21 protein-coding genes and 2 pseudogenes are annotated in these 24287 nt (G+C 69.3%); 10 read left to right on the top strand and 13 right to left on the bottom strand.

The genetic code is table 11. The features are described 5' to 3' along the window. Positions 1-208: 208 nt before the first annotated feature. The 5 genes from O3Q52_RS11695 (at position 209) to O3Q52_RS11675 (ending at position 3750) form a co-directional block, all read left to right on the top strand. Positions 209-637 carry a hypothetical protein gene (locus O3Q52_RS11695; RefSeq protein WP_269648716.1) on the top strand — a complete coding sequence of 143 codons (429 nt, stop codon included), beginning with the start codon at positions 209-211 and terminating at the stop codon, positions 635-637. An 82-nt stretch (positions 638-719) separates the two neighbouring features. Beyond that, complete coding sequence (locus O3Q52_RS11690) at positions 720-1424, top strand: hypothetical protein (RefSeq protein WP_269648715.1); 705 nt, start codon at positions 720-722, stop codon at positions 1422-1424. Further along, the gene (locus O3Q52_RS11685; RefSeq protein WP_269648714.1) at positions 1421-1750 is read left to right on the top strand and encodes a hypothetical protein; all 330 of its coding nucleotides are present in this window, start codon (positions 1421-1423) and stop codon (positions 1748-1750) included. Before O3Q52_RS11690 ends, O3Q52_RS11685 begins: the two co-directional genes overlap by 4 nt. Further along, positions 1747-3135: a hypothetical protein gene (locus O3Q52_RS11680; RefSeq protein ID WP_269648713.1), complete on the top strand. Its 1389-nt coding sequence runs from the start codon at positions 1747-1749 to the stop codon at positions 3133-3135. Before O3Q52_RS11685 ends, O3Q52_RS11680 begins: the two co-directional genes overlap by 4 nt. Before the next feature lie 6 nt (positions 3136-3141). Beyond that, a complete protein-coding gene (locus O3Q52_RS11675; RefSeq protein ID WP_269648712.1) occupies positions 3142-3750 on the top strand; it encodes a hypothetical protein in 609 nt (202 codons plus the stop codon). On the opposite strand, the gene O3Q52_RS11670 is transcribed toward O3Q52_RS11675, so the two are convergent. The 8 genes from O3Q52_RS11670 to O3Q52_RS11635 form a co-directional block, all read right to left on the bottom strand. Then, positions 3733-4311, bottom strand: coding sequence for a hypothetical protein (locus tag O3Q52_RS11670; protein ID WP_269648711.1), 579 nt, complete (start codon positions 4309-4311; stop codon positions 3733-3735). The genes O3Q52_RS11675 and O3Q52_RS11670 overlap by 18 nt on opposite strands. Positions 4312-4534: 223 nt before the next feature. Continuing rightward, the gene (locus tag O3Q52_RS11665; RefSeq protein WP_269648710.1) at positions 4535-5050 is read right to left on the bottom strand and encodes a hypothetical protein; all 516 of its coding nucleotides are present in this window, start codon (positions 5048-5050) and stop codon (positions 4535-4537) included. A gap of 80 nt (positions 5051-5130) precedes the next feature. Continuing rightward, the gene (locus O3Q52_RS11660) at positions 5131-5724 is read right to left on the bottom strand and encodes a hypothetical protein (RefSeq protein ID WP_269648709.1); all 594 of its coding nucleotides are present in this window, start codon (positions 5722-5724) and stop codon (positions 5131-5133) included. Position 5725: 1 nt separating this feature from the next. Beyond that, positions 5726-6370: a hypothetical protein gene (locus O3Q52_RS11655; RefSeq protein WP_269648708.1), complete on the bottom strand. Its 645-nt coding sequence runs from the start codon at positions 6368-6370 to the stop codon at positions 5726-5728. Further along, complete coding sequence (locus O3Q52_RS11650) at positions 6367-7320, bottom strand: hypothetical protein (protein WP_269648707.1); 954 nt, start codon at positions 7318-7320, stop codon at positions 6367-6369. The genes O3Q52_RS11655 and O3Q52_RS11650 overlap by 4 nt, the downstream gene beginning before the upstream one ends. A 382-nt stretch (positions 7321-7702) precedes the next feature. Beyond that, on the bottom strand, positions 7703-9220 hold the full coding sequence (locus O3Q52_RS11645; RefSeq protein WP_269648706.1) for a putative T7SS-secreted protein: 1518 nt from the start codon (positions 9218-9220) through the stop codon (positions 7703-7705). Continuing rightward, a complete protein-coding gene (locus O3Q52_RS11640) occupies positions 9217-9540 on the bottom strand; it encodes a hypothetical protein (protein ID WP_269648705.1) in 324 nt (107 codons plus the stop codon). The genes O3Q52_RS11645 and O3Q52_RS11640 overlap by 4 nt, the downstream gene beginning before the upstream one ends. Before the next feature lie 121 nt (positions 9541-9661). After that, complete coding sequence (locus tag O3Q52_RS11635) at positions 9662-9967, bottom strand: WXG100 family type VII secretion target (protein WP_079053446.1); 306 nt, start codon at positions 9965-9967, stop codon at positions 9662-9664. 241 nt (positions 9968-10208) lie between these two features. Here O3Q52_RS11635 and O3Q52_RS11630 point away from each other — a divergent pair, with 241 nt between their 5' ends. Beyond that, entirely contained in the window at positions 10209-14816 is a 4608-nt protein-coding gene (locus tag O3Q52_RS11630) for an FtsK/SpoIIIE domain-containing protein (protein ID WP_269648704.1), read from the top strand. A 16-nt stretch (positions 14817-14832) separates the two neighbouring features. After that, a complete protein-coding gene (locus O3Q52_RS11625; protein ID WP_269648703.1) occupies positions 14833-15462 on the top strand; it encodes a hypothetical protein in 630 nt (209 codons plus the stop codon). Here O3Q52_RS11625 and O3Q52_RS11620 read toward each other — a convergent pair. Then, on the bottom strand, positions 15455-17233 hold the full coding sequence (locus O3Q52_RS11620) for a serine/threonine protein kinase (protein ID WP_269648702.1): 1779 nt from the start codon (positions 17231-17233) through the stop codon (positions 15455-15457). The genes O3Q52_RS11625 and O3Q52_RS11620 overlap by 8 nt on opposite strands. A gap of 121 nt (positions 17234-17354) precedes the next feature. Then, positions 17355-18236: a menaquinone biosynthetic enzyme MqnA/MqnD family protein gene (locus O3Q52_RS11615; RefSeq protein ID WP_269648701.1), complete on the bottom strand. Its 882-nt coding sequence runs from the start codon at positions 18234-18236 to the stop codon at positions 17355-17357. 354 nt (positions 18237-18590) lie between these two features. Here O3Q52_RS11615 and O3Q52_RS11610 point away from each other — a divergent pair, with 354 nt between their 5' ends. Next, positions 18591-18794, top strand: a complete 204-nt coding sequence (locus O3Q52_RS11610) for a cold-shock protein (RefSeq protein ID WP_033319512.1) — start codon at positions 18591-18593, stop codon at positions 18792-18794. A gap of 133 nt (positions 18795-18927) precedes the next feature. Here O3Q52_RS11610 and O3Q52_RS11605 read toward each other — a convergent pair. The 3 genes and pseudogenes from O3Q52_RS11605 to O3Q52_RS11595 form a co-directional block, all read right to left on the bottom strand. Next, positions 18928-19174 (bottom strand): annotated as a pseudogene (locus tag O3Q52_RS11605) (ABC transporter ATP-binding protein); the annotation flags it as partial. A 42-nt stretch (positions 19175-19216) separates the two neighbouring features. Continuing rightward, positions 19217-21082: a long-chain fatty acid--CoA ligase gene (locus O3Q52_RS11600; RefSeq protein WP_269648731.1), complete on the bottom strand. Its 1866-nt coding sequence runs from the start codon at positions 21080-21082 to the stop codon at positions 19217-19219. A gap of 277 nt (positions 21083-21359) precedes the next feature. Then, a pseudogene (locus O3Q52_RS11595) lies at positions 21360-21632 on the bottom strand (acetyl-CoA C-acyltransferase); the annotation flags it as partial. Positions 21633-21858: 226 nt separating this feature from the next. On the opposite strand from O3Q52_RS11595, the gene O3Q52_RS11590 reads away from it, so the two are divergent. Then, the gene (locus tag O3Q52_RS11590) at positions 21859-23196 is read left to right on the top strand and encodes a 3-oxoacyl-ACP reductase (RefSeq protein ID WP_269648700.1); all 1338 of its coding nucleotides are present in this window, start codon (positions 21859-21861) and stop codon (positions 23194-23196) included. Between the two features lie 153 nt (positions 23197-23349). Continuing rightward, a complete protein-coding gene (locus O3Q52_RS11585; RefSeq protein ID WP_269648699.1) occupies positions 23350-24198 on the top strand; it encodes a MaoC family dehydratase in 849 nt (282 codons plus the stop codon). Positions 24199-24287: the final 89 nt, after the last annotated feature.

The following is a 24287-nucleotide window of genomic DNA, read 5'->3' as shown; positions in this document are numbered from 1 at the left end:
CGACCTGAACACCTTGGGGGACAAGGACATGGCAGGGTCGGCCAAGCCCCGTCGGCGGAGGGCGGCTGCTCCTTCGTTGCGGTATGAGCATCGGCCCGGCAAGCGGTCGGTGCGAGAGAGCAAGCGGTCCAGCAAAGGCGACACCCTGTTCGGCTGCCTTGTGTTCCTGCTCTTTACGGCCGCAGTCGTCCTGCTTGCCCTTTTGGACATGTTCTGGGGCGACGACACCTGGGAGTGGTCGGCCGACACATGGCCGGGCGGCGCGTACGGCTTCGCCGTGTTCCTGGGCGCGTTGGTGCCGTGCGTGGCACCAGTCTTCGTGATGGCCTTGTCCCGTACGGCCTGGAAGTCATGGAAGGCCCACAGGATCCGCTCTTTCGGTTGCACACTCCTGGCCGTCGTGTGCGGAGCGGCGATGCTGCAGCTCGTGTCGCTGATCTTCAATGCCCAGGACACCGGCAAGTGGGGCCGAGGTCGGGACACTCCCCCCAGTTGGGTCTTCAGCAACTACCCGTGGCTGTGGGCGGTCGGTCTGGTGTCCACCATCGCCACGGCCACCCTGCTGATCGCCTTGTCCGTGGCACGCGACAAACGGACTTCGCCGACCGACGACGCCGGTGCGCTCGAACCGAATTGACTCTGTTTGCTGCCTCTTGTTGTCTCTCGCGGAGAAGTTCGCAGTGGCGAAAACCCGCCCCCCACAGCTAGCGTCGGGCGACATGCGACAGACCGCGCCCACCGACCGGACCGCCGATGGCGAGAACGGTGGTGAGTCCGGTGGTGAGAACGTCTTCGGCCTGATCACGCCCGAGGACTGGTTTCGCATTCCGCTCGTTCCAGAGGAGCAGCGCGAAGCGTCCGTGAGTGCCCTGATCAAGAGGCAGTTCGCCGGTGTGGACGACCAGCCGGTGCTTCGCCGTCAGGCGGAGGAACAGTTGCTGGGGGCCGCGGAGGCTGGCGTCGAGCAGGGCGGAGTCGTGCTCTACCTGTCGTTCCTGGAAGCGGCGGGCATCCCTCTCTCCGCGTCCCTGCTGATCTCCCGCATCCACCAGCGGTTCGACAGCCTCGACGCGGTCTCGGCGCTCAGGGGCAAGGGTGAGGCGGCTCTCGTACGGCTGCCGGCCGCCGGGCGGGCGGCCCGTCGGCGACGGTCGGAGCGGACCCGGGAGGCCCGGCGGCTCGGAACCGAGTTCGACGACACGATCGTGGAGTACTTCGTGCCCGTACCGGATCGCGACGAGGTGCTGATGCTGACGTTCAGCACCCCGCTTGAGCCCATCGCGGACTCGATGGTGGAGCTCTTCGACGCGGTCGCCGGTACCCTCCGCTGGCAGAAAACAGCTCAACCGACCCAGCCGGCTCAGACAACTCAACCGACTCAGACAGCTCAAGCGACTCAGGAACCACGGGGGCAACAGGGATGACGGAGGGGCGACTCAGGGTCTCCACCGAGGATCTGCACACGGCCGGGGTGGGCCTGCGGACGGTGGCCACGGAGTTCGAGGGGCTCGACAAGCTCCTGGACGCCTACGACCGGCGGACGGTCGGGCACAAGCTGCTGCAGGAGAGGCTGCAGGAGTTCTCCGACGGCTGGAACGACAACCGCGAGAAGATGATCGAGGAGATCAAGGGCTTGGGCGAGGTCGCCAAGACGGCCGGCGAGGCGTACACGCAGATCGACGACGAGCTGTACAAGGCGCTCGTCGGCGACAAGAGCGGCAAGAGCAGGACCGGCAAGGACCAGAAGTGACGCGCCCCGCCGACCACCGCTGGGAGGTGCTGGGCGAGCACGAGGATCCCGTACCGGGTGATGTGTACGACCTCACGGCGCTCGCCAAGCGTTTCACCGCCACCGCGAAGACCATCTCGGACGCCGCCGCCGCGCTGCGCAGGCTCGGTGACCAGAAGAGCTGGGACTCCAAGGCGGGCCGGGAGTTCGCCGAGAAGGCCGACGACACCGCGAAGACCGTGAGCAAGGCGCACGGCCGCTACGAAGAGGCCGGCGCCGCGCTGAAGGAGTACCACACCGAGCTCTCGACGATCCAGGGCGAGGCGGACGGGCTGCTGAGGCAGGCCGAGACGAAGAGCGGCGATATCACCACCGCGAAGTCCAAGGCCGACAACCCGCCCAAGGACACCGACAAGGCCGGGCAGAAGACGCTCGACACCGCGGTGACGGACCTGCAGGGCGACCTGGACGGCCTGCGCGGGCAGCTCGCCACGCTCAAGAGCCGCCACAACACGGCAGGCAACTCCGCCGCCAAGCGCATCCACGAGATCACCGAGGGCGACGACCTCAACGACTCCTGGCTGGACGAGCTCCGGGACACCCTGAACATCGTCGCCGACATCGCGGGTGCCGTCGCCGCCGTCTGCGGGGTGGTGGCGCTGCTTGTCGGCTGGATACCGATCATCGGGCAGGCGATCGCCGGTGTCCTCGGCACGATCGCGCTGATCGCCACCGCCATCTCGCTCGTCTGCCATCTGCTCCTCGCCATCAACGGCGACGGGTCTTGGGGCGACGTCGCCATGGACGTACTGGGCCTTGCGACCTTCGGCATCGGACGGGTCTTCTCCGCCGGCGCCAAGCTCGCCGCCACGGCGGGCCGCAGCCGCGTCTGGACGGCAGCGGCCCAGTACGTACGCGGGTGGAATCCGGCTATGAGCTCGGCCGCGCGGCGCGCGCTGGTCATCGAGATGGTCGGTGCGCGTGCCGGGGCGACCGGGGCTGCCGCCGCGCCCCGCGTGGGACTCGGAGGCGCGTTCAGGGGTCTGGGCACCTCCTTCGTCGACGACCTCGGCACGATCCGGAGCAACTGGAGTGACCTGTTCAAGGTCGGCGACAACGTCTCGGCGGTACGGGACGCCTACCGCGCCGGTGGCGCGCGCGGCCTCGCGAGCATGTACGTGGGTCCCGGAATGGTCGACGAGCTCTCCCGGATCAAGAACATCGATCCGACGGACCTGAGCTTCATCGGTACGCCCGACGCCTTCAAGCAGGCCATGTCGTACAACTCGTGGGCGCTCGGGGCGACCGGCACCGGGGCCACCTCGGACACCAACAGCTTCGTCGGGCTCTTCGAGAGCAACGACATCGATGTGACCGGCCCCGACGCCTCGCTGGCGGGGAGGTAGCCGCCGATGAACACCCCTCAGACGGCCGCTGCCGCCGACTGGCGCGAGTGCCGCGTCACGCTGCCCGCCCCGCACAACTGGCTCGTACTCGACCTCACCACCGAGCGGCCCGAGGAGTGGGCGCGGGCCGCGGCCGACGAGCACTTCTCGGCCGACGACGCCCCCACCGACTGGCGCGAGGCGTTCACCGAGGACGTGCTCTGGTACTGGGCCGTCGCCGCCCGGCAGAAGGCGCTCTGCGCGGCGGTCCTCGCGCCGCAGGACGGTGGCGTGGCCGCGTTCTACTGCGTACGGGAACTGGGGGGCGTCCCGGCCGAGTCGCTGCGTCTGGATGTGCTGCGCGCGGAGGCCGAGGCCGCCGAGGGGCCGTTCTTCCGTCCGCCGGAGATCACGGAGGTGGAGCTGCCGCTGGGCGCCGCGCTGCGCGTGCACCGGCTGGAACCCACGGATCCCGAGGCCGACAGCGGCAATGTGCTGGAAGGTGTGGCGCACTACGTCCTGCCGCGGGAGTACCCCACCGCGCTGGAGTGCCGGCTTCTCTGGGGAGCGCTGGGGCTCGGCGAGGAGCTGGGGAAGATGGCCGACGAGCTGGCGGACTCAGTCCGACTTGCCTGATTCGCCGCCCTTGTCCAGAGAAGTGCCGCGAGAGGTGCCGCCAGAGCTGGGGAGCAGCCCTCCCACGCCTCCCAGCCCGAACCGTTCCCACGGGACGAGCGCCAGCGGCATCCAGCTGAAGCCGACGACGAAGAAGCTCACCAGGGTCGTCGGTCCCTTGGGGAGGATCCAGCCGAGCTGGGCGGCAAGCAGCGAGACGACGACCAGGTAGACGCTGAACAGAACAAGGGCGAGCGCCTTGAGCAGGGCCTCGCCCGGTCCGAGCCTGGGCTTCTCCTCGGTCCCCCGGACCGCCGCCAAGAGGAGCAGGGGCAGCATCAGACCCAGCAGGCCGCCCATGCCGATACCGCCGATACCCATGGCATTGCGGCCGTCGTCAGGGATCGCCGACGACAGGAACGAGTCGTCGGCCAGGCCGATGGTCAGGGCCACGCCCGCAAAGGCGCCGAGCGTCATGGTCGCCAGGACGAGCAGCAGCCCCGCACCGAATGCGATGTTCCCTGCCGCCGACCGCCCAGGACTCTGCGCCCGGGGCTCCCCGGCCCCTGATCCAACAGACATGGACTCTCCCATTCCTCACGGGGTCCGGACGAGGATAGCTGGCCGGGGTGGCCACGAGCAGGTGGGCAGTGGTTCAGATCCCGAGGAGCGGGACCGGCCAGGCTCGACACGCTTGAGCGAAGGGCTGCCTCTCACGAAGCCGCGCCGAGCGACCTCCCGACGCCATGCCTTCTCCCTCGCTCACGACCTCTTGTGGGCGCCTGGTGCCATGGGAAGCCCGAATTCATTCGGAGCCTTCTGCATCTGCAGCAAGGGGAGTAAGACTCATCGCCTGAACCACCTCTTCGACCAGCCGCACGATCTCCTCCGTACGCGCGATCGCCTCCCACTCGACAGTAACGACGACGAGGTTCTCCATATCGGGTGGGTAGACGACGTACTTGACGAATGCGGCGCGCTTCCGACGAAGCCCGAACATGCGCTTCACCCGCATCGTCGCCTGCACACGCATCGCGGGCCCGGCCGGCAGCTCGGGATGCGTCACCTCGGGCTCGCCTGTGATGTCGGCGTTCGACCAGTCCAGCACGAGCGGCAGGACCGCGTCCGGGCTCGGGCGGAGCACGCCTTCCTCCCCGTACGAGTCGATCTCGAGGTTGGCGAGGCGCCTTCCGGTTTCGGAGTAGTACCGCGCCTCAATGATCGGATCGTCATCGGTCCGGGGGCTCTCGTCCGTCACGTCGACCCAACCGGGTGGGAATTCGACGGAACAATCGAACATGTCTCCGTCCGATGAGGTCATCTCATTCCTCTCAGCCAAGGAGTGACTCGGGGCTTTGCCCGAGGAGGTTGGAACCACAAGGAGTCCGCGGGCGGAGGCTCTCAGGACTCGACGGCCAGAGTCTTCACGATGCTGTCCGCGGCCTCTTCCATTTCGTCCCCGATGCCTGGTACAGCCCACGACACCAGGAGGACAAGCGCGCTCTCGGTGCCGGTCGGAAGCACCCCGTAGGTGACCGTCTCCAGAAGGACACCCGGTTGTCCGGCCGTGTCGGCACGTGCGGCGAAGTTCTGTCGGATGCGTACCGCCGGCCCGACCGTCAGCTCGGTCCGAAGAACCTGCGGAGCCCCGAAGTCATCGACGCTGAAGGTCTCCGTCAACCAGTCCAGAGTGATCTCGGGGACCGACGCGTCGGAACGGATGAGGTCGAGCTCCAGAATTCCCAGTGCGGCGTCAAATCCGTCGGGGTAGAGCGCAAAGGCGAAGAAAGGCTCTCGTTCCCGGCTGTCCGCCGCTCTGGCGCGAAGGTCGCTGCGTACCGCTTCCTGATCGAGTTCGTATCCCGCCGCCCTGCCTCTGTCGACGATTCCTTTCGCCGCCCCCGTTGCCCAGCCCAGGACATCGTCTTCCGGCTCGACGGGAAGGGGGATCCAGTCCAGTGGGCAGGAAATCCCATATGTGAGGATGGAACTCACCTCACTGATCCTTCCAAGTGAGTGATCCGGCGACCGCGTCGAAGAGTTCGACCATGGCATCGGCGATCTGGACGAGCGGCGTGGAGAACGTCAGCAGCAAGTGCATGTCGCTGCGAGGAACGCGCAGTTGGTAGTCCAACGTCACTGACGGCAGCGCGGATCCCTCGTCCTCGCGTGCCGTGGCGCCCGCGCGCATGTCCGGCGCATCCGGATCGACGCGCATCCGCAGGGCCGTGCCCGCAGCGAGTTCGGTGATCGAAACGGTGCGCCCGCCACCGCCCTCGGCTTCGATGCTCTCGGCCAGATTGTGCAGGGACGGAAGCGCGGCTCCGGGCTGCCGTGGAGGAACCAGAGTGATCAGCAAGGAGGCTGGGATCGTGAGCGAACCGGCCTGCTGGAGGCTGAGGTAGAGCTCGATGCCTCCCTGGTCGAAGGCGTTTGCAGCACGTTCGATCAGCTCCTGCCGGACCAGACGACGCAGGCGGGGCTCGTTGTCGATCCCGCTGAACCGACGACTCAACAGAGCGTCGACGGACTGTTCTCTGCGCTCGGGTTCGAGGTCGATCCGGAACCAGCCGTCCGGCAGTAGCAGTCGGTAGTCGGAGGGAGGTGGCTGCGTTTGCGCCTCGTCCAGTGAGGTGGTCACGGTGACTCCGGTGCGGCAGGGCGGTCGAGCTTGAGACGACTGGTCAGGTGATGGTGAACGACCGGCGCGAGTGAGGCGATCACCGTCAAAGCAGCGAGGACGCCTGCCACTTGTGCGGGAGCGTGGTCCGAGGCGAGACCGGGCAGGAGGAGCAGGCTGAAGACCGGAACCACGATCGGCTCGCCGCCTCCGATCACGGACGAGTGCCAACTCGTCTGCCTGCGTGCCTCCTTCGCGGGCACCGGTGACATCTTCCTGGCGTCCGCCGCAAGTTCGTGATGCTGCCACCAGGGATCCGCCTGCTGAACGCTCCGCGCCTTCTCGTCCGAGACAGGTACGGCGAGTGTGCTGACCAGCTGCGACCAGGTTCCGGATCCTTCCGGACCACCGAACCACCATCGCCAGGGAAGGAGAGCTCGCGCCTCGTTCGCGCCATCCCTGAACTCGACGCCGAGAACGGCGCCTGATGCCGGGTCCGTCAGACGTACGAGCCGGGTCACTCCACAGCTTCCACCCCGCGGGATCCAGCGCTCCTCGCCGAGCGTGTTGGTCAGTACGACATCCCTTGGCATGACGCGTACGGCCGCTGTGGCACGGAACCGACGGGGCGCGTCTGCCCCTGCCTCCGGTGCCGGCACGACGACCTCCGCATGCGCGAGCGAGGTGTCGCGGCGGGCGCGGGACCACAGCAGAAGGCGCACGGCAAGGTCCGCGCCGGGTACGAGGAACAGCCCGGTCGCCGCCGCCAGGGCCGTCCACTCGTTGCCGTTGCCCGTCATGGGAACCACGAGGAAGAAGACGAACCAGACGAGAATTCCGAGCCCTCGCGCCCAGTTGTGCCAGGCCGGAAGGTCCCGGTGAACCGCCCGGTCGGACGCGCCGGACGCGTCGCCCTCAGGGTGTTCTTGTGACCCCGCGCTCTCCTCCAGCGAAATCCCGATGTCGGTCACGAGTCGACGTAGCCCGGTCCGGTCGAGGCATTCCGACGGACTCAGGGACATCAGGCCAACGAGACCCGCTTCGGGAAGCCACTCGGCCAACGGGACCCGCAGAATCGTCCTTCCGTCGCCGCCTTTGAAGGCCACAACGCCCCATCGGTCGGCGAAGCTGCCCTTGGCCTGCGTCTGTCGGTCGGGCGGCGGAACGAAAACCGCGCGGACAATCCCGTCGTCCCCGCACGGGTATCGGCGTTCGCGCATGCGCCGATCCCGGAGGATCAGATCTTTTCCGTCCCGGTAGAGACGCGCGTGCCGCGCGATGTCGACGGCATGGCGGCGTGTCCCCCTCGGCCGCAAGGCGGGTTCCGGAAGCGCTGTTCCGGGGTCAGATCCACTACCCATTGCTCGTTGTCCAGGTGTCCTTGATTCCCGTGGCCGACCACAGCCCGTCTCCCAGATCGACGCCGATCGCGTCTCCGAGCGGAGCTGTCAGCTTCCCCTTGTCCGCGGCGTCGAGGAACGTCGCTGTGGCAGTCGTACCCTGCCAGATGTGCGTCTGGGTCTTGAAGACGTCCATCGCGGCCGTGACCTCGTCGGCATTACGAATTTCCGGGGCGATTTCATCGATCTGTCGGGAAAGGTCGTCAAGTCCGCTGTCGCCGACCTTGAAAGCGGATCCCGACCATGCATCGCCGCTACGCAGCTGTGAAATGTTGCTGGGCCTCAAATCCTTGGCCCCCTTGAACCCGTCCACCATTTCTTTTCCGATGGCTTTGGGACTGAATGCTTCCCCCAGGCGGCCTGCGCCCGGGAACCATCCCTTGGGGGCAGTGGCGATCGCCTCGGCTCCGGCTTTGCCGCGCAGAGCGCCGCCACTCAGCCGGTTGGCCTGGTTCCATGCCTTCTGCTCTGCCTTCTTGAAGGCCGCACTGCCCTTTTTGGCCGTCACGCGCGACATTGCCTGTTTGTAGGCGGCCGTGCGAGCCGCTCCCTTGGCCCCTTGCATGGCCCCCTTGGCTCCGGCCATGGCGCCGCGGCCAATGCCCAGAGTGGCAAGCCCTACGACGTCCATTGCCACATCGAACCAGCTGCCCTCACCGGCGAGGGCCAACAGGACGTGCCCCACCAGGGAAACAAGCGTGGCGCCCAGTGCGATGGCTCCCAGCACCCCGGCCAGCGCCTGTCCGACGATGGGAATCCAACCGACCAGCAAGGACAAGGTTCCGCAGATGGTGGCGATCCAGCCCATGGCCTCGACCAAGACCTTGATCCACCCGGCGTTGTCGTGCACCCAGTCCTTGAACTTGTCCCAGCCGTCGTCCTTCAGGCCGTCATGGTCGATGGCGTGCCGGATGGTCTTCCGTGCCGCTTCGGCCGCCGCGTCACGGACGTCCTTTGCGGCCTCCAAGTCCTTCTTCGCCCGTTCCATCGCCGAAGTAGCCGCCTCCTGGCGCTTCTCCAGCTTCTTTCGGTCGGGGTCGTCGGACGCTGCGCCCTTGGGAAGGTTGTCGATGGCGCCGGTGCTCGACTTCTGCTCCGACTCCGCGTCCTGCGCGTCGCGGAGCGCCTTGTCCGCCATCTTCTGCGCTCGGTGCAGCTCCGATGCGTACTCCTTCGAGGCGCCCCCCTCGATCACCTTTTCGCCGAGGGCATCAGCCGCGGCGTCATAGCGCTTGAACGCCTTGCGCAGCTTCCCTTCCGCCTCTTCCGCCTCTTTGCGGAACTCGTCGGCCGCCTTGCTCTTCCAGGCATCGACGCCCGACAGGGCCTTGATCTCGTCCGCCTGCTTCTTGATGGAGTCCGCGGTCTTCCGCAGGTCGCGGCCGAGCTTGGCGACCTCCTCAGGATCGCCGGGGACCGGGTCCGATGCCTCACCGATCGCCGACCATTCGTCGGCTCTGGGGCGCGTCACTTCGACCCGCCCTTGGAGGTGGACTTCTTCGGGTCCGTGCCCCGCAGAGCCTCGGCGAGCTGATGATCGATTTCCTCGTACCCCTTGGCGGCCTGGGATAGAACCGTGGACAGCTTCTTCAGCTCATCCGTCAGGCGCTCTCGGTGGATCTTCCAGTTGTCGCCGAAGTCGTCGAATGTATCGATAAGGCCTTTGTCGCCCAACGTATCGACCGTGAGCCCTTCGGCCGGATTCGCGTTACGTGTGAACTCGCCGTGAATCCTGGAGAGTGACCTGGCGCTCTCCTTGATGCGCGTGAGGTCGACTTGCTGATCCGACACGACTCCCCTGCCTGCGGTCCGGTCTCCGACAACGGAAATGGTGTGGCGGCCTGATCAGCCGCCACACCATCCCCAGGCGGCCCGGGCCCCCGAAGGCGACCTCGACCACCCAAGAGCCACTTCAGCCCTTGACACCCTTGGCCAGCTCATCATCCAGGTCCTGGTACGCCTTCGCGGCGCTGGTCAGGAACTTGGACATGCCGGTCAGGCCCTCGATCGTGTCCTTCGCGCCCTTCTTGAACTCGGTGAAGGAGTCCTCGAAGGCCTGCGAGCCCTTGCGGGTGGTGTAACCGTCCTTGACGAGGCCCTGGATGTAGCGCTCAAGGGCGTCGAGCTTCTCGTCGATCTTGTCCTTGGCGTCGGTCAGCTTGGTAGCCGCCTTGTGCATCTCGTCATAAGTGATATCTGCGTCTTTGCCGCCGGCCATGTGGCGTCCTCCATAACAACTCGACTTGCCGCAGGGCCAACCCCCGTGGCTCCCGTTGCGGATGATGCGATCGTCCGCCGAGTCTGCAGCTTACGCAGGACGCTTGCAGCCGCACACCCCGGATCCTTCAAGAGCCTTCAGGGAACCAGCACATACGCCGTTGCCTGTGGGAAGGGTGGAGCGGATATCGTCACTGGGCAGCAACTGGGCAGCAGGAGAGCAGTCAACGGGGAGGACGATCGTGCGCCTGACTCTGACCGTCGTCGATCCACTGGGCGGCGCCAACGCCGACGTGGTGCTCGACGCGGATCCCGAGTCCTCGGTCGGGGACATCGCGAAAGAGCTGGCCGCACACGTCGGCTACAGCGGCGGGGCACAGATCATCCCCATCGGGCACCATGGACAGCACGGACAGCAGGCGGGCAGCGGCGGAGCGCCCCTCGCCTATGTCGACGGCCATCCCGTCGACCCGGCCTCCACCATCGGCACCTCACCCCTGCGCGAAGGCGCCGTCGTCAGCCTGCACGACCCCGCCGGCTGCCTGCCCGGCGACCCGACCGGCCTGGTCGAGCGGCGCGTGGCGAGCGGGCCCGCGGCCGGCGCCGTGCACCGGCTCGGCATCGGGCGGTACGACATCGGCAGCGGCCCCGCCTCCTACGTACGGATCGACGATCCGGAGCTTCCCGCCCGCGCGCTGACGTTGTCAGTTGCAACGGACGGAACCTGTCAGGTCGTCGCACACGGGGACGACCAGAACAACAGGGATGACAAGGACGACAAGGACAAGGACGGCGTCACCCTCGACGGTGAGCCCCTCGACGGCAAGGACTGGCCCCTCGGTGCCCAGGTCGCCGTCGGCAACACCCTCCTCGAACTCGACCGCTACTCCGCGCCCAACGCCGCGCTCAAGTGGTCCGACGACGGGGCCGGGCTGGACTACAACCGGCCGCCCCGCCTTCAGCCCCCGGAGCGCCAGACGCGGTTCAAGCTGCCCGCCCCGCCGCGCGACTTCGAGGCCCGGCCGCTGCCCTGGCTGATGGCCCTGACCCCGCTGGTCGGCGCGGTCGTGGCCGTGATGATCTTCGGGCGCTGGTACTACCTGATCATGGCTCTGCTGAGCCCGCTGATCCTCTTCGGCAACTACTTCATGGACAAGAAGCACGGGCGCAAGTCCCATGCGAAGCAGGTCAAGGAGTACAAGGAGCACAAGGAGCGGATCGAGAAGGACGCTCAGGACGCCCTGATAGCCGAGCGGCTCGACCGGCGGCTCGCCGTGCCCGATCCCGCCTCCGTGCTGTCCATGAGCACCGGGCCCCGTACGCGGCTGTGGGAGCGGCGGCGTACCGACGCCGACCATCTCGTACTCCGGGTCGGCACAGGGCAGTTGCCCTCCGAGGTCGTGCTCGACGACCCCGAGCAGGACGACCACAAGCGCGAGGTCACCTGGAAGATCCAGGACGCCCCGGTGGCGCTGCCGCTGCGCGAGCGCGGTGTCGTGGGGATTGCCGGGCCCGGTGACTCGGCGCAGGCCATCGGCCGATGGATCGTCGCCCAGAGCGCCGTACTGCACAGTCCGCTCGACGTGCAGTTCTACGTCCTCACCGAGAACAGCGCCCGGACCACCTGGGACTGGGTCCGCTGGCTGCCGCACTCGCGCCCCTCCGGCGCCCAGGACGCCAACGTCCTGATCGGTACGGACGCCGAGACCGTCGGCGCCCGTATCGGCGAACTCACCCAGCTCCTCGACGCCCGCCAGAAGGCCGCCAAGGAGAACGGGCGCCAGACCAACTTCACCGACCCGGACATCGTGGTTGTCTGGGACGGTTCGCGGCGGCTTCGGTCCATGCCCGGCGTCGTACGGCTGCTGCGCGAAGGTCCCGGCGTCAGCATGTACGCGATCTGCCTCGACGCCGAGGAACGGTTCCTGCCCGGCGAGTGCCAGGCCATCGTCATCGCCGAGCCGAAGCCCGAGGAGCACATCACCTCGGTCACGGCGTCCCGGGAACCGGCGGCCCAGGGCAGCGGCTTCCCCTCCTTCCATGCCTGGCACACCGCCGAGCCCGACGACCGGCAGACCGGCGAGCAGAAGCCGCTCGAACTGCGGCTGCGCGTCGAGCAGACGGGCACGGCCCGGGTCAAGAACGTACGGCCGGACTTCGTGTCGGCGGCCTGGTGCGCCCGCCTCTCCCGGTCCCTCTCCCCCATCCGCGACATCAGCGGCGAGACCGAGGACTCGGCGCTGCCCGGCTCCAGCCGGCTGCTCGACGTGCTCCAGCTTGAGCCGCCGACGAGCGACGCGATCTCCGCCCGCTGGCGCATGGGCGGGCAGTCGACGATGGCGGTCGTCGGTGAGTCGTACGACGGGGCGTTCGGCATCGACATCCGGCGGGACGGGCCGCACGGTCTGATCGCCGGTACGACCGGTTCCGGTAAGTCGGAGCTGCTGCAGACCATCGTGGCCGCGCTGGCCGTCGCGAACACACCCGAGAACATGACGTTCGTGCTGGTCGACTACAAGGGTGGCGCGGCCTTCAAGGACTGTGTGAACCTGCCGCACACCGTCGGCATGGTCACCGACCTCGACGCGCACCTCGTCGAGCGGGCCCTGGAGTCGCTCGGCGCCGAGCTGCACCGGCGCGAGCACATCCTGGCCGCCGCCGACGCCAAGGACATCGAGGACTACCAGGATCTCGTACGGCGCGATCCCTCGAACCGGCCGCTGCCCCGACTCCTCATCGTCATCGACGAGTTCGCCTCGATGGTGCGTGACCTGCCCGACTTCGTGACGGGTCTGGTCAACATCGCCCAGCGAGGCCGTTCGCTCGGTATCCACCTGCTGCTCGCGACCCAGCGGCCGAGTGGTGTCGTGTCGCCCGAGATCCGGGCCAACACCAACCTCCGTATCGCGCTGCGGGTGACGGACGGCGGCGAGTCGAGCGACGTCATCGACTCGCCCGAGGCCGGGCACATCTCCAAGAGCACACCCGGTCGCGCGTACGTCCGGCTCGGGCACGCCTCGCTCGTACCGTTCCAGTCCGGCCGCGTGGGCGGTCGGCGGCCCGGGGCCGCCGACCCGACCGTGCTCGCGCCCTGGGCCGGGCCGCTGGCCTGGGAGGACCTGGGCCGTGCCGCGCTCGTCAAGCCCAAGGCCGAGGCGCGCGAGGAGGAGGAGATCACCGACCTGAAGGTGCTCGTGGACGCGATCCGCGACGCCAACGGGGCGCTCGGCATCCCCTCCCAGCACAGCCCGTGGCTGCCCGCGCTCTCCGAGACGCTGCTGCTGGACGAGGTCGAGATGCCCGCGGTCGCCGCGCTGTCGGCGGGCAAGCTGCCGCCGGCCCCGTTCGGTGTCGAGGACCTGCCCGCCGACCAGGCCCGCCGGCCGGTCGTCGTCGACTTCTCCACCTTCGGGCACCTCATCGTGGGCGGTGCGCCTCGCAGTGGCCGTTCGCAGATCCTGCGCACGCTCGCCGGTTCGATCGCCCGCACGCACTCCTCGTCGGACGTGCACCTGTACGGCATCGACTGCGGCAACGGCGCCCTCAACGCGCTGACGCGGCTGCCGCACTGCGGTGCCGTCGTCGCGCGCAACCAGACGGAGCGGGCCGTACGGCTGGTCACGCGCCTCAAGGGCGAGTTGACGAGGCGTCAGGACCTGTTGTCCGACAAGGGGTTTGCCGACATCGGGGAGCAGCGGGCGTCCGTCACCGAGGAGGAGCGGCTGCCGCACATCGTCGTACTGCTCGACCGGTGGGAGGGCTGGCTGCCGACGCTCGGCGAGTACAACCACGGTGAACTCACGGACGAGTTGCAGACGATGATGCGCGAGGGCGCGAGCGTCGGCATCCACCTCGTCGTCACGGGCGACCGGCAGGTGCTGCTCGGCCGGATGGCCTCGCTCACCGAGGAGAAGTACGGTCTGCGTCTCGCCGACAAGTCCGACTTCTCGATGCTCGGCATCAACGCGCGCAAGGTGCCGGAGGAGATCCCGCCCGGGCGCGGCTTCAAGAACGAGACGGCGATCGAGACGCAGTTCGCGCTGCTCTCCGACGACCTGACCGGTCAGGGTCAGGCGGCGGCGCTCGCCGCGATCGGCGAGGCGGCCGCGGCGCGCGACGCCGAAGTCCCGCGCGCCCGGCGCCCGTTCCGGGTGGACTCCCTGCCCTCCCGCATCGGTTTCGCGGAGGCCTGGGAGATGCGGGACCCGGCGGTCGCGCAGTCCAAGCTGTGGGGTCTGGCAGGCATCGGCGGCGACGACATCATGGCCTTCGGCCCGGACCTCTCGCAGGGCGTGCCGACGTTCGTCGTCGCGGGTCCGGCGAAGTCCGGCCGCAGCACGGCCCTGTTGAACCTCGCCCGCTCGTACCTCCTCCAGGGCGTACGCCTCGTCATCGCGGCCCCGCGCCCGTCGCCGCTGCGTGAACTCGACGGCCAGGACGGCGTGTTGAAGGTATTCACCGACGACGACATCGAGAGCGACGACTTCAACGAGGCGATCGAGTCGGCGTCCCCCGAGGAGCCCATCGTGGTCGTCGTCGACGACGGCGAGGTCCTGGAGGACGCGGACTGCGAGCGCGAGCTGAAGCGTCTCGTCCAGCGCGGCGCCGACCGCGGCCTCGCGCTCGTCATCGGCGGTGACGAGGAAGAGGTCTGCAGCGGCTTCTCCGGCTGGCAGGTCGAGGCCAAGAAGGGCCGTCGAGGCCTCCTCCTCTCCCCCCAGGACTCCGGCGCCGGCGAACTGATCGGCATCCGCACCACCCGCAGCATGGTCGGCGGCCCCATCACCCCGGGCAAGGGAATGCTCCACCTGGGCAACGGGGACCCGCTCACGGTCACCGTGCCGCTGTGACACCCGGGAGGGCCGCATGAGCGGGTCGGCGAAGCCCAAGCGGCGGAAGGCTGCGGCGAGCAGCCTGCGGTACGAGCCGGTGCGGGGCCGGGTGCCGGTGTCGCCGCCGGACGGACGAGAGGTGCGAGGGCGGAAGGTGTCGTGGGGCTCGGTGCTGCGCTGGGCGCTCATCGTCGCCCTCGTCACCGCGATCGGTGCTCTCACCTTTGTCGAGAGGGCCTGGGGCCACGGGATCTGGGGCGACGTCGCTCCCGCCTGGCCCGGCGGGCCGTACGGGCTGGCGGCGACCACCGGCGTCCTCGTACCGCTCGTGGTGGCCCATCTCGTCGTGACGCTCACGCGTGTGAAGTGGCCGCAGGACAAGGCCGGTTCGCTCGGCTGGATCGGTGCGTCGCTGCCCGGTGCGGCTCTGACGGCGCTGCTTCTCGTCGTGGCCTTCGCTGCGAAGAAGCCCAGGCGCCTCAGCGGCTTCGGCTGTTACGAAGAGGGCGGCGTCTGCCGGCTCCAGGACGAGTACCCGTACATCTGGGGCGTGGGCTGGGGCGCGGTCCTGGTCACCGCGGCGGTGTTGGCCGGCGGACGTGCCGTGTACCGGCGTCGGGTGGCGGCGGCCGCCGCTGATCCCTCCGCCCGACCCGTCACTTGACCTTCGACATCCGGGCCACCGGATCCCCCGCGTCCGCGTTGTCCGTCTCGTAGCGGAGGTCGTCGCCTGTCGGGATCAGGCGGACCTCGTGGCGGCCGGTCGTGCACTCGGAGGTGGTGGAGGGCTTGGAGATGCTGGTGGCGATCAGTTGCTTGGGGGTGACCTTCTTGAGGATGAGGTCGGTGTCGCAGGTGCCGCCGATGAGGTCGGTCTGGCGGAAGGTGCCGAGCTGGTCGCCCACCTCTGCCTGGCGGACGGTGACGCGGAACGTGCCCATGGGGAGCTTGCCGTCGAGGGCGAAGCCGTCGCCCTCCCAGGTGCCGAGGTAGGAGCTGGGGACGGCGGAGAGGTCACTGCCGTCCTTGCCGGAGGCGCTCGGGGTGGCCGCGGGCTGGGAGTTGGCCGGGCCGCCCGCGTCGCTGCCGCTGTCGTTGTCCCCGCCCGGCAGCAGGTCACCCACGAACACCCCGCCGATCACCACCGCCGCCAGCGCTCCCGCCACCGCGAGCGCCACCGTGCAACTCAGCTTGCGGCCACGGCCGTTCGCCGTCGGTACGGAGGTCGCGGCCACGCTGACGGACACCTTCCCCGGGGAGGTGTCCGGGCCTGCCGCCGCGTCGCGTGGTTCCGGGACGTGGGTCGGGGGGCCGGACAGATGCCCCTGCGGTGCGTGCGGCGGCGTATGGGGTGCGTAGGGCGCGTACGACGGGTCCGGGGGGCCGAACACTCCGGCGGGGGGCGCGGAGTCGGCCGGGGTCGGCGTCGCCCGGGACCCATCCGCCACCGCCGCTCGGGGACCCTCCGCCGGCGCCGAACCGTTGGAGTCGCCCACCGAAGGGCTGCTGAAGCCCACCACCCCCGACGGCGTCACGTCCGCCGCCTCCAGGTTCAGGAGCTGGACCGCGCTGCGGCTGACCTGTTCCACCAGTGGTCCCGGCAGCCATCCCGCCGTCACCAGCCGCGCCGCGCCCTCCGCGGCGAGGCGGGAGGCGAGGGCGGCCGGGGTGGGGCGGGCGGGCGGGTCCTTCGAGGGGCAGTCGGCCACCACGTCCCTCAAGTCGCCCGACAGCGCGCCCAGTTCGGGCTCCTCGTGGACCACCTTGTAGAGGAGCGCGGCCGAGGAGTCGCCGGGGAACGGGGACGATCCCGTCGCCGCGTACGCCAGTACCGCACCCAGCGAGAAGACGTCCGCCGCTCCCGTGACCCCCTTGCCGAGGATCTGCTCGGGCGACATGTAGCCGGGCGAGCCGACGGAGACGCCGGTCGAGGTCAGGGAGGCCGTGCCGTCCGTCGCGCGGGCGATGCCGAAGTCGATGAGGAGGGGGCCGTCGAGGGTCAGCAGGACGTTCGACGGCTTGACGTCGCGATGGACGAGGTCCAGGCCGTGCACCGCCGACAGCGCCTCCGCGAGTCCGGCGCCGAGGACCCGTACGGAATGCTCCGGGAGCGGGCCCGAGTCGGCGACCGCGGCGGCGAGGGACGGACCCGCGGCGTAGGCCGTGGCGACCCACGGGACCGGCGCGTCCGGGCCGGCGTCCAGCACGGGTGCCGTGTACGCGCCGCCCACCCGCCGCGCCGCCTCCACCTCCCGGCGGAAACGGGCCCGGAACTCCTCGTCGAGCGCGAAGTGCGGGTGCACGATCTTGACCGCGACGGTACGGCCGCCCGCGCTGCGGCCCAGATAGACACGGCCCATTCCGCCCGAGCCGAGCCGGCCCAGCAGCCGGTAGGGCCCCACGACGGTGGGTTCATCGACTCCGAGCGGTTGCATGGTGCCCGCACCTCCCCCGTGTTCCATTACCCCGTCCACCCCGTCCCCACAGGTGCCGCACCGTCCCGCCGTGCAGCCCTGTCCAGCAGGGTAATGCCGTGCCGTACGCGGGTGACCTTCCCTACGGCTGCAGCAGATCCACCTTCACGTCCGCCGCGAACCCGGTCGTCGGTCCCACCCGCCGCGCGAACTCGGTGACCGCTTCCAGCTGCGGCCCCCCGAAGCGGAAGTCGAGGGTCGTGAAGTAGCGCTCCAGGACGCTCTCGTCGAAGGCCTCCCAGCGGGCCGCCTGCTCGGCGACCTTGCCGACCTCCTCCAGGGAGAGGTCCCGGGAGGAGAGGAAGGCCTCGTGGACCTGGCGCGTGAGGACGGGCTCGCGCTCCAGGTACTCGCGCCGGGCCGCCCAGACCGCGAAGACGAACGGCAGCCCCGTCCACTCCTTCCACAGCGTGCCCAGGTCGTGCACCTGAAGGCCGTAGCGCGGGCCGTCGAGGAGGTTCGCGCGCAGGGCGGCGTCGCCGATCAGCACCGCCGCGTCGGCCTCCTGCATCATCAGGCTGAGGTCGGGCGGGCACGTGTAATAGGACGGCGTGACGCCGTACCGCTCCGCCAGCAGGAGCTGCGCGAGACGTACGGACGTACGGGAGGTCGAGCCGAGGGCGACCCGGGCTCCGTCGAGCTGGTCCAGCGGGACCTGGGAGACGAGTACGCAGGACATCACCGGGCCGTCGCAGCCGACCGCGATGTCGGGGAAGGCGACCAGTTCGTCGGCGTGCCTGAGGAACTCGACGAGGGTGATCGGGCCGATGTCGAGTTCGCCCCGCACCAGCCGCTCGCTGAGCTTCTCCGGGGTGTCCTTGGTGAGCTCGAAGTCGAGCAGCGTGCCCGTTCTCGCGAGCCCCCAGTAGAGGGGCAGGCAGTTCAGGAACTGGATGTGGCCGACGCGCGGCCTGGATGGGCGGGCGTCGGGACGCCCCTCGGGAGACTCGGGAGAATTGTCCACATCGCGAGGCTAGCGCCCATGGGGTACGGTGCAGGCTTCAGGGTCCCGAGTGGTTCCGAAAGGATCTATCCCGCTCCTGTCAACCCCTGTGACGCCAAGTGATACCGCAACGTCAGCCCATCGGGCGACCCCGCCAAACTTCCGGGTGACGTGATCTTGCCCTCTATTGCTTTCGGCTGCCCTCGTGGGTACGCTCGTCGCAAGTTGCAGTTTGGTTTCCCTTGCAGTACAGAGCCTGCGGAGCATGTGACCGCGGGCTCTCGTCGTTTTCAGACGAATGCAGTTGTTTACAAGCTTTTGTTTACACCTTGCAGGTTCTGGAGCAGGGCAACCCTTTGGGCCCAAGGAGGGCTTATGGCTACCGGAACCGTGAAGTGGTTCAACGCTGAAAAGGGCTTTGGTTTCATTGCCCAGGAAGGCGGCGGCCCGGACGTCTTCGTCCACTACTCCGCGATCAACGCGAGCGGATTCCGCTCTCTCGAAGAGAACCAGGCGGTTACCTTCGACGTGACCCAGGGTCCGAAGGGCCCGCAGGCGGAGAACGTCACCCCCGTCTGATCCTTCGGCCGAGTCTTGGCTCCATGAGCCCAATACTCTGATCCGGAACCGAGTAGAAGTACCCAAGGAGCCCCTACACCGTCAGGTGTCGGGGCTCCTGCCTTTTCTCACCTTTTCTCACGGCTCCTGCCGTTCAGACACTGAGAGAAGCCCGCGCCGCGACCGCGTCCGCCGGGTCCCAGCCCTCGCCCGGTGGGCCCCTGCTCCACTGTCCGGCCGCGGCGCATCACCAGGACCTCGTCCGTGACGTGCTGCACGACGGCCAGGTCGTGGCTGACGAAGACCAGGGCGACCCCGGTGTCCCGGCGGATGTCGTCCAGGAGCCGCAGGATCTGGGCCTGGATCGACACGTCGAGCGCGGCGACCGCCTCGTCCAGGACGAAGGGTAGGGGCGGCGGGGGCGAAGAAACCCGGGCCGGGACCTACTCCGCGTACAGTTCCTCGATCTCCCGGGCGAACTCCCGCGTGACCACGGCCCTGCGGAGCTTCATCGTCGGGGTCAGATGGCCCGCCGTCTCCGTGAAATTCAGGGGGAGCACGGTGAAGCGGCGGATGGACTCGGCCCGGGAGACGAGGCGGTTGGCGTCGTCGACGGCGCGCTGGAGGACGGCGAGGAGATCGGGGTCGGTGACCAGGGTCGCGACCGGGACGTCCGACTTGGCGGTCATGCGGCACCAGTGGGCCATGCCCTCGGCATCGAGGGTCAACAGGGCGGTGATGTAGGGACGGTTGTCGCCGACGACCACGCACTGGCTGATGAGGGGATGGGCGCGGAGCCAGTCCTCCAGCGGCGCGGGTGCCACGTTCTTGCCGCTGGTGGTGACGAGGATGTCCTTCTTGCGGCCGGTGATGGTGAGGTAGCCGTCGTCGTCCAGCTCGCCGAGGTCACCGGTGGCGAACCACCCCTCCTGGTCGGCCGGAACCACCCCGCCCGCCTGCGGGTCCCAGTAGCCGCGGAACACCTGCTCCCCGCTGAGCAGGATCTCGCCGTCCTGGGCGATCCGGACGCGCGTGCCGGGCAGCGGCCAGCCGACCGTGCCGAGGCGCGGCCGGTGCGGGTAGGTGAGGGTCGCGGCGGCCGTCGACTCGGTCAGGCCGTAGCCCTCGAAGACCTGGATGCCCGCGCCGGCGTAGAAGGAGGCGAGGCGGCGCCCGAGCGGGGAGCCGCCGCAGACCACCTGGCGGACCTTCCCGCCGAGGGCCGCGCGGATACGGCGGTAGACGAGCGGATCGTAGAGGGCACGGGCCGCCTTGAGCTTCGCGCCCGGCCCCGGGCCGGTGCCGTGCTGCTGGGCCTCCAGCGCCTCGCCGTAGCCGCGGGCAACGCGGGCCGCCCGGTCGAAGGAGGCGGCTCGGCCCATCTTCTCGGCGGTCGCGCGGCCGGTGTTGTAGACCTTCTCCAGCACGTACGGGATGGCCAGGAGGAAGGTCGGGCTGAAGCCGGCGAGGTCGGCCAGCAGTTCCTCCGTACGGATGCTCGGCGCATGGCCCAGACGGACCCGCGCCCGCATACAGGCGATGGCGACCATCCGGCCGAAGACGTGCGAGAGGGGCAGGTAGAGGAGCGTGGACGCCGGGTCCTTGAAGCTGGACTTGAAGACCGGGTGGAGCAGTTGGACGGCGTTGTCGACCTCGGCGAAGAAGTTGGCGTGAGTCAGCGCGCAGCCCTTGGGCCGGCCCGTGGTGCCCGAGGTGTACATGATCGTCGCGAGCGAGTCGGGGCCGAGGACGCCACGGCGTACCGCGACCTCCTGGTCCGGTACGTCACGCCCCAGCTCGGCGAGGCGCTCGGTGTGCCCCTTCTCGAAGATCCACATGTGGCGGACGTCCGGGAGCCGCTCGCGCTCCGGCCCGAGCGCGGCGGCCTGCGCCACATGCTCGACGGCGATCGCCACCGCACCGGAGTCCTGGAGGATCCAGCGGGTCTGGAAGACGGAAGACGTGGGGTAGACGGGGACGGTGACGAGCCCGGCCGCCCAGGCCGCGAAGTCCAGCAGCGTCCACTCGTACGTCGTACGCGCCATGATCGCGAGCCGGTCGCCGGGCTGCAGCCCCTCCGCGATCAGCCCCTTGGCGACCGCCAGGACCTCGGCCGCGAACTCGGCGGCCGTGACGTCGGTCCAGCGGCCGTCCGCGCCCTTCCGGCTGAGCACCGGGTCGTCGGGCGCCTCCTCCGCGTTGTCGAAGGGGATGTCCGCGAGCGAACCGTGCGTGACGGCGTACACCATCGGGGGCACCGAGACCTCACGCACGACCCCGTCGAGCCGCCTGACCTCGGGTTCAGGGATGACGAGCTCGGGATTGTCGGACGGATCGCGGGACACTGACGGCTCCTAACTCTTGCACTCCCCCCATTACGGACCGGTGAAGTGGCGGGTTCACCTGGGAAAGTGAGGTGCTTCTGTGCGGAAGAGTGAGAGGTTCGTGCACGTTCGGACGCCTGTTCATCTTTTGCCCAACATACCGACGCAACAAGGGCGTTGCCCGCGGATCCGTCGAGTTCGTACCCTTCGGCCCCTCACGTTCGTGCTCTCCGCCCCTTCACGGGCGTTCGAGGATCGCCGTGACGGCCGCCGTCTCGTACACCGTCAGATACGCGAGCGGTGTCAGCCCGCGCACCGACGCCCACTCCTCGCTCGCGAGCAGCACGAGGGCCGCGCCGTCAGTGAGGGGCGTCGAGTTCCCGGCAGTCATGGTCGGGACGGAATTGTCGGGGCTGTCGGGGTTGCTTGGGTCCTTCAGCCCGAACACCGGCTTCAGGGAGGCGAGTTTGCCGACCGTCGAGCCGGGCCGGCGGTTCTGGTCACGGGCCAGCCCCCGGAAGGGCACGACCAGGTCATCGGTCGCGTACGAGCTGTCCGAGCGGGCGAAGGGGACACGGGTGCCGCCGACGACCGCGACGCGACGCGGCTGCGGCGCCCGGAGGGGTTCCCGGATGGGTTCAGGAAGGGGTTCCGGCAGGGGTTCAAGGGGGCTCATCTCGACCTGCTCCTCACCGTGACGTAGGCTTACCTCGGGTAACCTTACTCCAGAGTAAGAATACGACCGAGCTGGGAGTTGGACGATGGCCGACCGCTACCTGAGTCTCACCGGCACCGCCCCCGGCCGGTTCCTGACCCGCCGGCTCGGGCTGCCGCAGCCGGTGCGGTTGCGGCGCTGGAGCGCAGAACAGCCGTCGCTCCATGGGGAGTTGCTGCATCTCACCGCGGGCAAGTCCGATCTGGACCTCGCGCCCGTCCTGGCCAGGTCGGGGCCGCGCTCCGGCGGCGAGGAGCCGCGTTCTGGTGGCGAGAGGCCCGTCGCCGTCGTCCTCGACGCCACCGGTGTCCGTGACATCGACGGGCTGGCCGAGGTCCACGCCGCCCTCCACCCCGTCGTACGGTCGGTCGCCGAGAGCGGGCGGGTCGTGGTGGTCGGCACGCCCCTGGACCCCGCCGACCACCACCAGGCCGCCGTCCAGCAGGCCCTCGAAGGGTTCACACGGTCTCTCGGCAAGGAGATCGGACGCGGACGGACGGTGAATCTCGTACGGCTCTCGGAGGCGGGGGCCGCCGAGTCGACGTTGCGGTTTCTGCTGTCGCCGAGGTCGGCCTATGTCAGTGGGCAGGTGATCGAGGTCGGCGGCCACGGTGGCGGGGACGGTGGCAGTGGTGATGGCGGTGGGCCGGCCGGGGCCGGGGATCCGGAGAAGCCCCTTGCCGGGCGTACCGCGCTCGTCACCGGGGCCGCCCGCGGGATCGGTGAGGCCGTCGCCGCGACGCTGGCGCGGGACGGGGCGCTGGTCGTGTGCCTCGACGTGCCCGCCGCCGGGGGCGATCTCGCCGCCGTCGCCGAGCCGCTCGGCATCACGGCGGACGACGCGGGCGCGCGGATCGCGGACGCGCTGCCCGGCGGGCGGCTCGACGTGCTGGTCCACAACGCGGGGATCACTCGGGACCGGCGGCTGGTCAACATGCCTGCGGATCGGTGGAGTTCGGTGCTCGACGTCAACCTTGCGAGTGTGCTCCGCACGACCGATGCGCTGCTGTCCGCCGGCGCGCTCCGAGCGGGTGGGCGAGTGGTCGCCACCGCGTCCATCGCCGGGATCGCGGGGAACGCCGGGCAGACGAACTATGCCGCGTCCAAGGCGGGGGTTGCGGGTCTTGTGCGGTCGCTTGCGCCCCGGGCGCTCTCGGAACACGGGGTGACGGTGAATGCGGTCGCGCCCGGGTTCATCGAGACGAAGATGACTGCGGCCGTGCCGTTGTTCATTCGTGAGGCGGGGCGGCGGATGAACTCGCTTGCGCAGGGTGGGTTGCCGGCCGATGTCGCCGAGACGACGGCTTGGTTCGCGCATCCGGGGTCGGGGGCTGTGAACGGGCAGGTTGTTCGGGTGTGTGGGCAGAGCCTTTTGGGGGCGTGAGCGCTCCGCTTGGGGCGCCGTTTGAGTCTGCGGGTGCGTTGGGGCTGGTCGCGCCCACGCGGCGGAGCCGCACATTGACACAGCCCCGCGCCCCTAAAAAAATCTCTGCCCAGCCCAGAAGGGGAGTCAGTGTTGGATGACGTGAAGGGGCCCATGCATACCCACGTTCTCGACGGTTCGCCGCGTCTCTGGGCCTTGCTTGCCCGGGGTGCTTTCCTTTCGCCTTTCAAGCGGGCCCGGACGGGAGTCACGGCGCCCCGGACCCGATTGGTTCTCCCGGGGCTTCGCATCGATCTGGGGAAGCTCGCCGCGTATGAGCGGGCCTGTGGATTCGGGGTGGGGGCCGACGAGTTGCCGATTACCTATCCGCACGTTCTCGGATTTCCGTTGGCCATGCGGCTGATGAGCGAGCGGGCCTTTCCGTTGCCGTTGGTCGGGCTGGTGCACACGTCCGTCGGGATCACCCGGCGGAAGGCGACGGCGGCGACCGGGGAGTACGAACTCGCGGTGCATGTCGATGAGTTGGCGCCCCACCGGCGCGGGACCGAGGCCGTCGTCGTGACGGAGATGCGGGCGGGGGGCGAGCTCGTGTGGGAGTCGCGGAGTACGTATCTGGCGCGGCACCGCACCTCGGCGGGGAGCACCGGCGGGCCGGCGGCACCCGAAGAGCGCAAGCCCCTGCCCGTCGTGGCCGAGTGGGCGCTCGCCGGGGATGTGGGGCGGCGGTACGGGGCCGCGTCCGGAGACCGCAACCCGATCCATCTGCACCCCCTCACCGCCCGGCTGTTCGGCTTCCCCCGGGCCATCGCGCACGGCATGTGGACCGTGGCGCGCTGCCTCGCCGAGCACGGGGTGCCTCAAGCGGCCGTCGTCCGGGCGGAGTTCAGGGCGCCGGTGCTTCTGCCGGGGACGGTGTCGTACGGGGCGGAGGGTGCCGCCTTCGAGCTGCGGGGGCCGGGTGGCCGGCTGCACCTGTCCGGAGAGGTCCTCCCCGCGCTCTGACGCGCGCCTCGCCCTAGGTCCTGTCTCCCCGATCTTCGTGGATCAGCGTGCGGCGTCTGGTGCGGTGCATCGGCGCGCGGCCGTATCGC

Origin of the sequence: Streptomyces sp. ActVer, from assembly GCF_027270795.1 — a bacterium.
Taxonomy (GTDB): domain Bacteria; phylum Actinomycetota; class Actinomycetes; order Streptomycetales; family Streptomycetaceae; genus Streptomyces; species Streptomyces umbrinus_A.
This window is presented reverse-complemented; position numbering and strand designations above follow the sequence as displayed.

Coding starts and splice junctions, on each gene's coding strand:
- O3Q52_RS11625 (WP_269648703.1), top strand. CDS start 14,833: ATGAGCGGGTCGGCGAAGCCCAAGCGGCGGAAGGCTGCGGCGAGCAGC.
- O3Q52_RS11585 (WP_269648699.1), top strand. CDS start 23,350: ATGCATACCCACGTTCTCGACGGTTCGCCGCGTCTCTGGGCCTTGCTT.
- O3Q52_RS11670 (WP_269648711.1), bottom strand. CDS start 4,311: ATGTCTGTTGGATCAGGGGCCGGGGAGCCCCGGGCGCAGAGTCCTGGG.
- O3Q52_RS11690 (WP_269648715.1), top strand. CDS start 720: ATGCGACAGACCGCGCCCACCGACCGGACCGCCGATGGCGAGAACGGT.
- O3Q52_RS11610 (WP_033319512.1), top strand. CDS start 18,591: ATGGCTACCGGAACCGTGAAGTGGTTCAACGCTGAAAAGGGCTTTGGT.
- O3Q52_RS11665 (WP_269648710.1), bottom strand. CDS start 5,050: ATGACCTCATCGGACGGAGACATGTTCGATTGTTCCGTCGAATTCCCA.
- O3Q52_RS11675 (WP_269648712.1), top strand. CDS start 3,142: ATGAACACCCCTCAGACGGCCGCTGCCGCCGACTGGCGCGAGTGCCGC.
- O3Q52_RS11590 (WP_269648700.1), top strand. CDS start 21,859: ATGGCCGACCGCTACCTGAGTCTCACCGGCACCGCCCCCGGCCGGTTC.
- O3Q52_RS11620 (WP_269648702.1), bottom strand. CDS start 17,233: ATGCAACCGCTCGGAGTCGATGAACCCACCGTCGTGGGGCCCTACCGG.
- O3Q52_RS11635 (WP_079053446.1), bottom strand. CDS start 9,967: ATGGCCGGCGGCAAAGACGCAGATATCACTTATGACGAGATGCACAAG.
- O3Q52_RS11685 (WP_269648714.1), top strand. CDS start 1,421: ATGACGGAGGGGCGACTCAGGGTCTCCACCGAGGATCTGCACACGGCC.
- O3Q52_RS11695 (WP_269648716.1), top strand. CDS start 209: ATGTTCTGGGGCGACGACACCTGGGAGTGGTCGGCCGACACATGGCCG.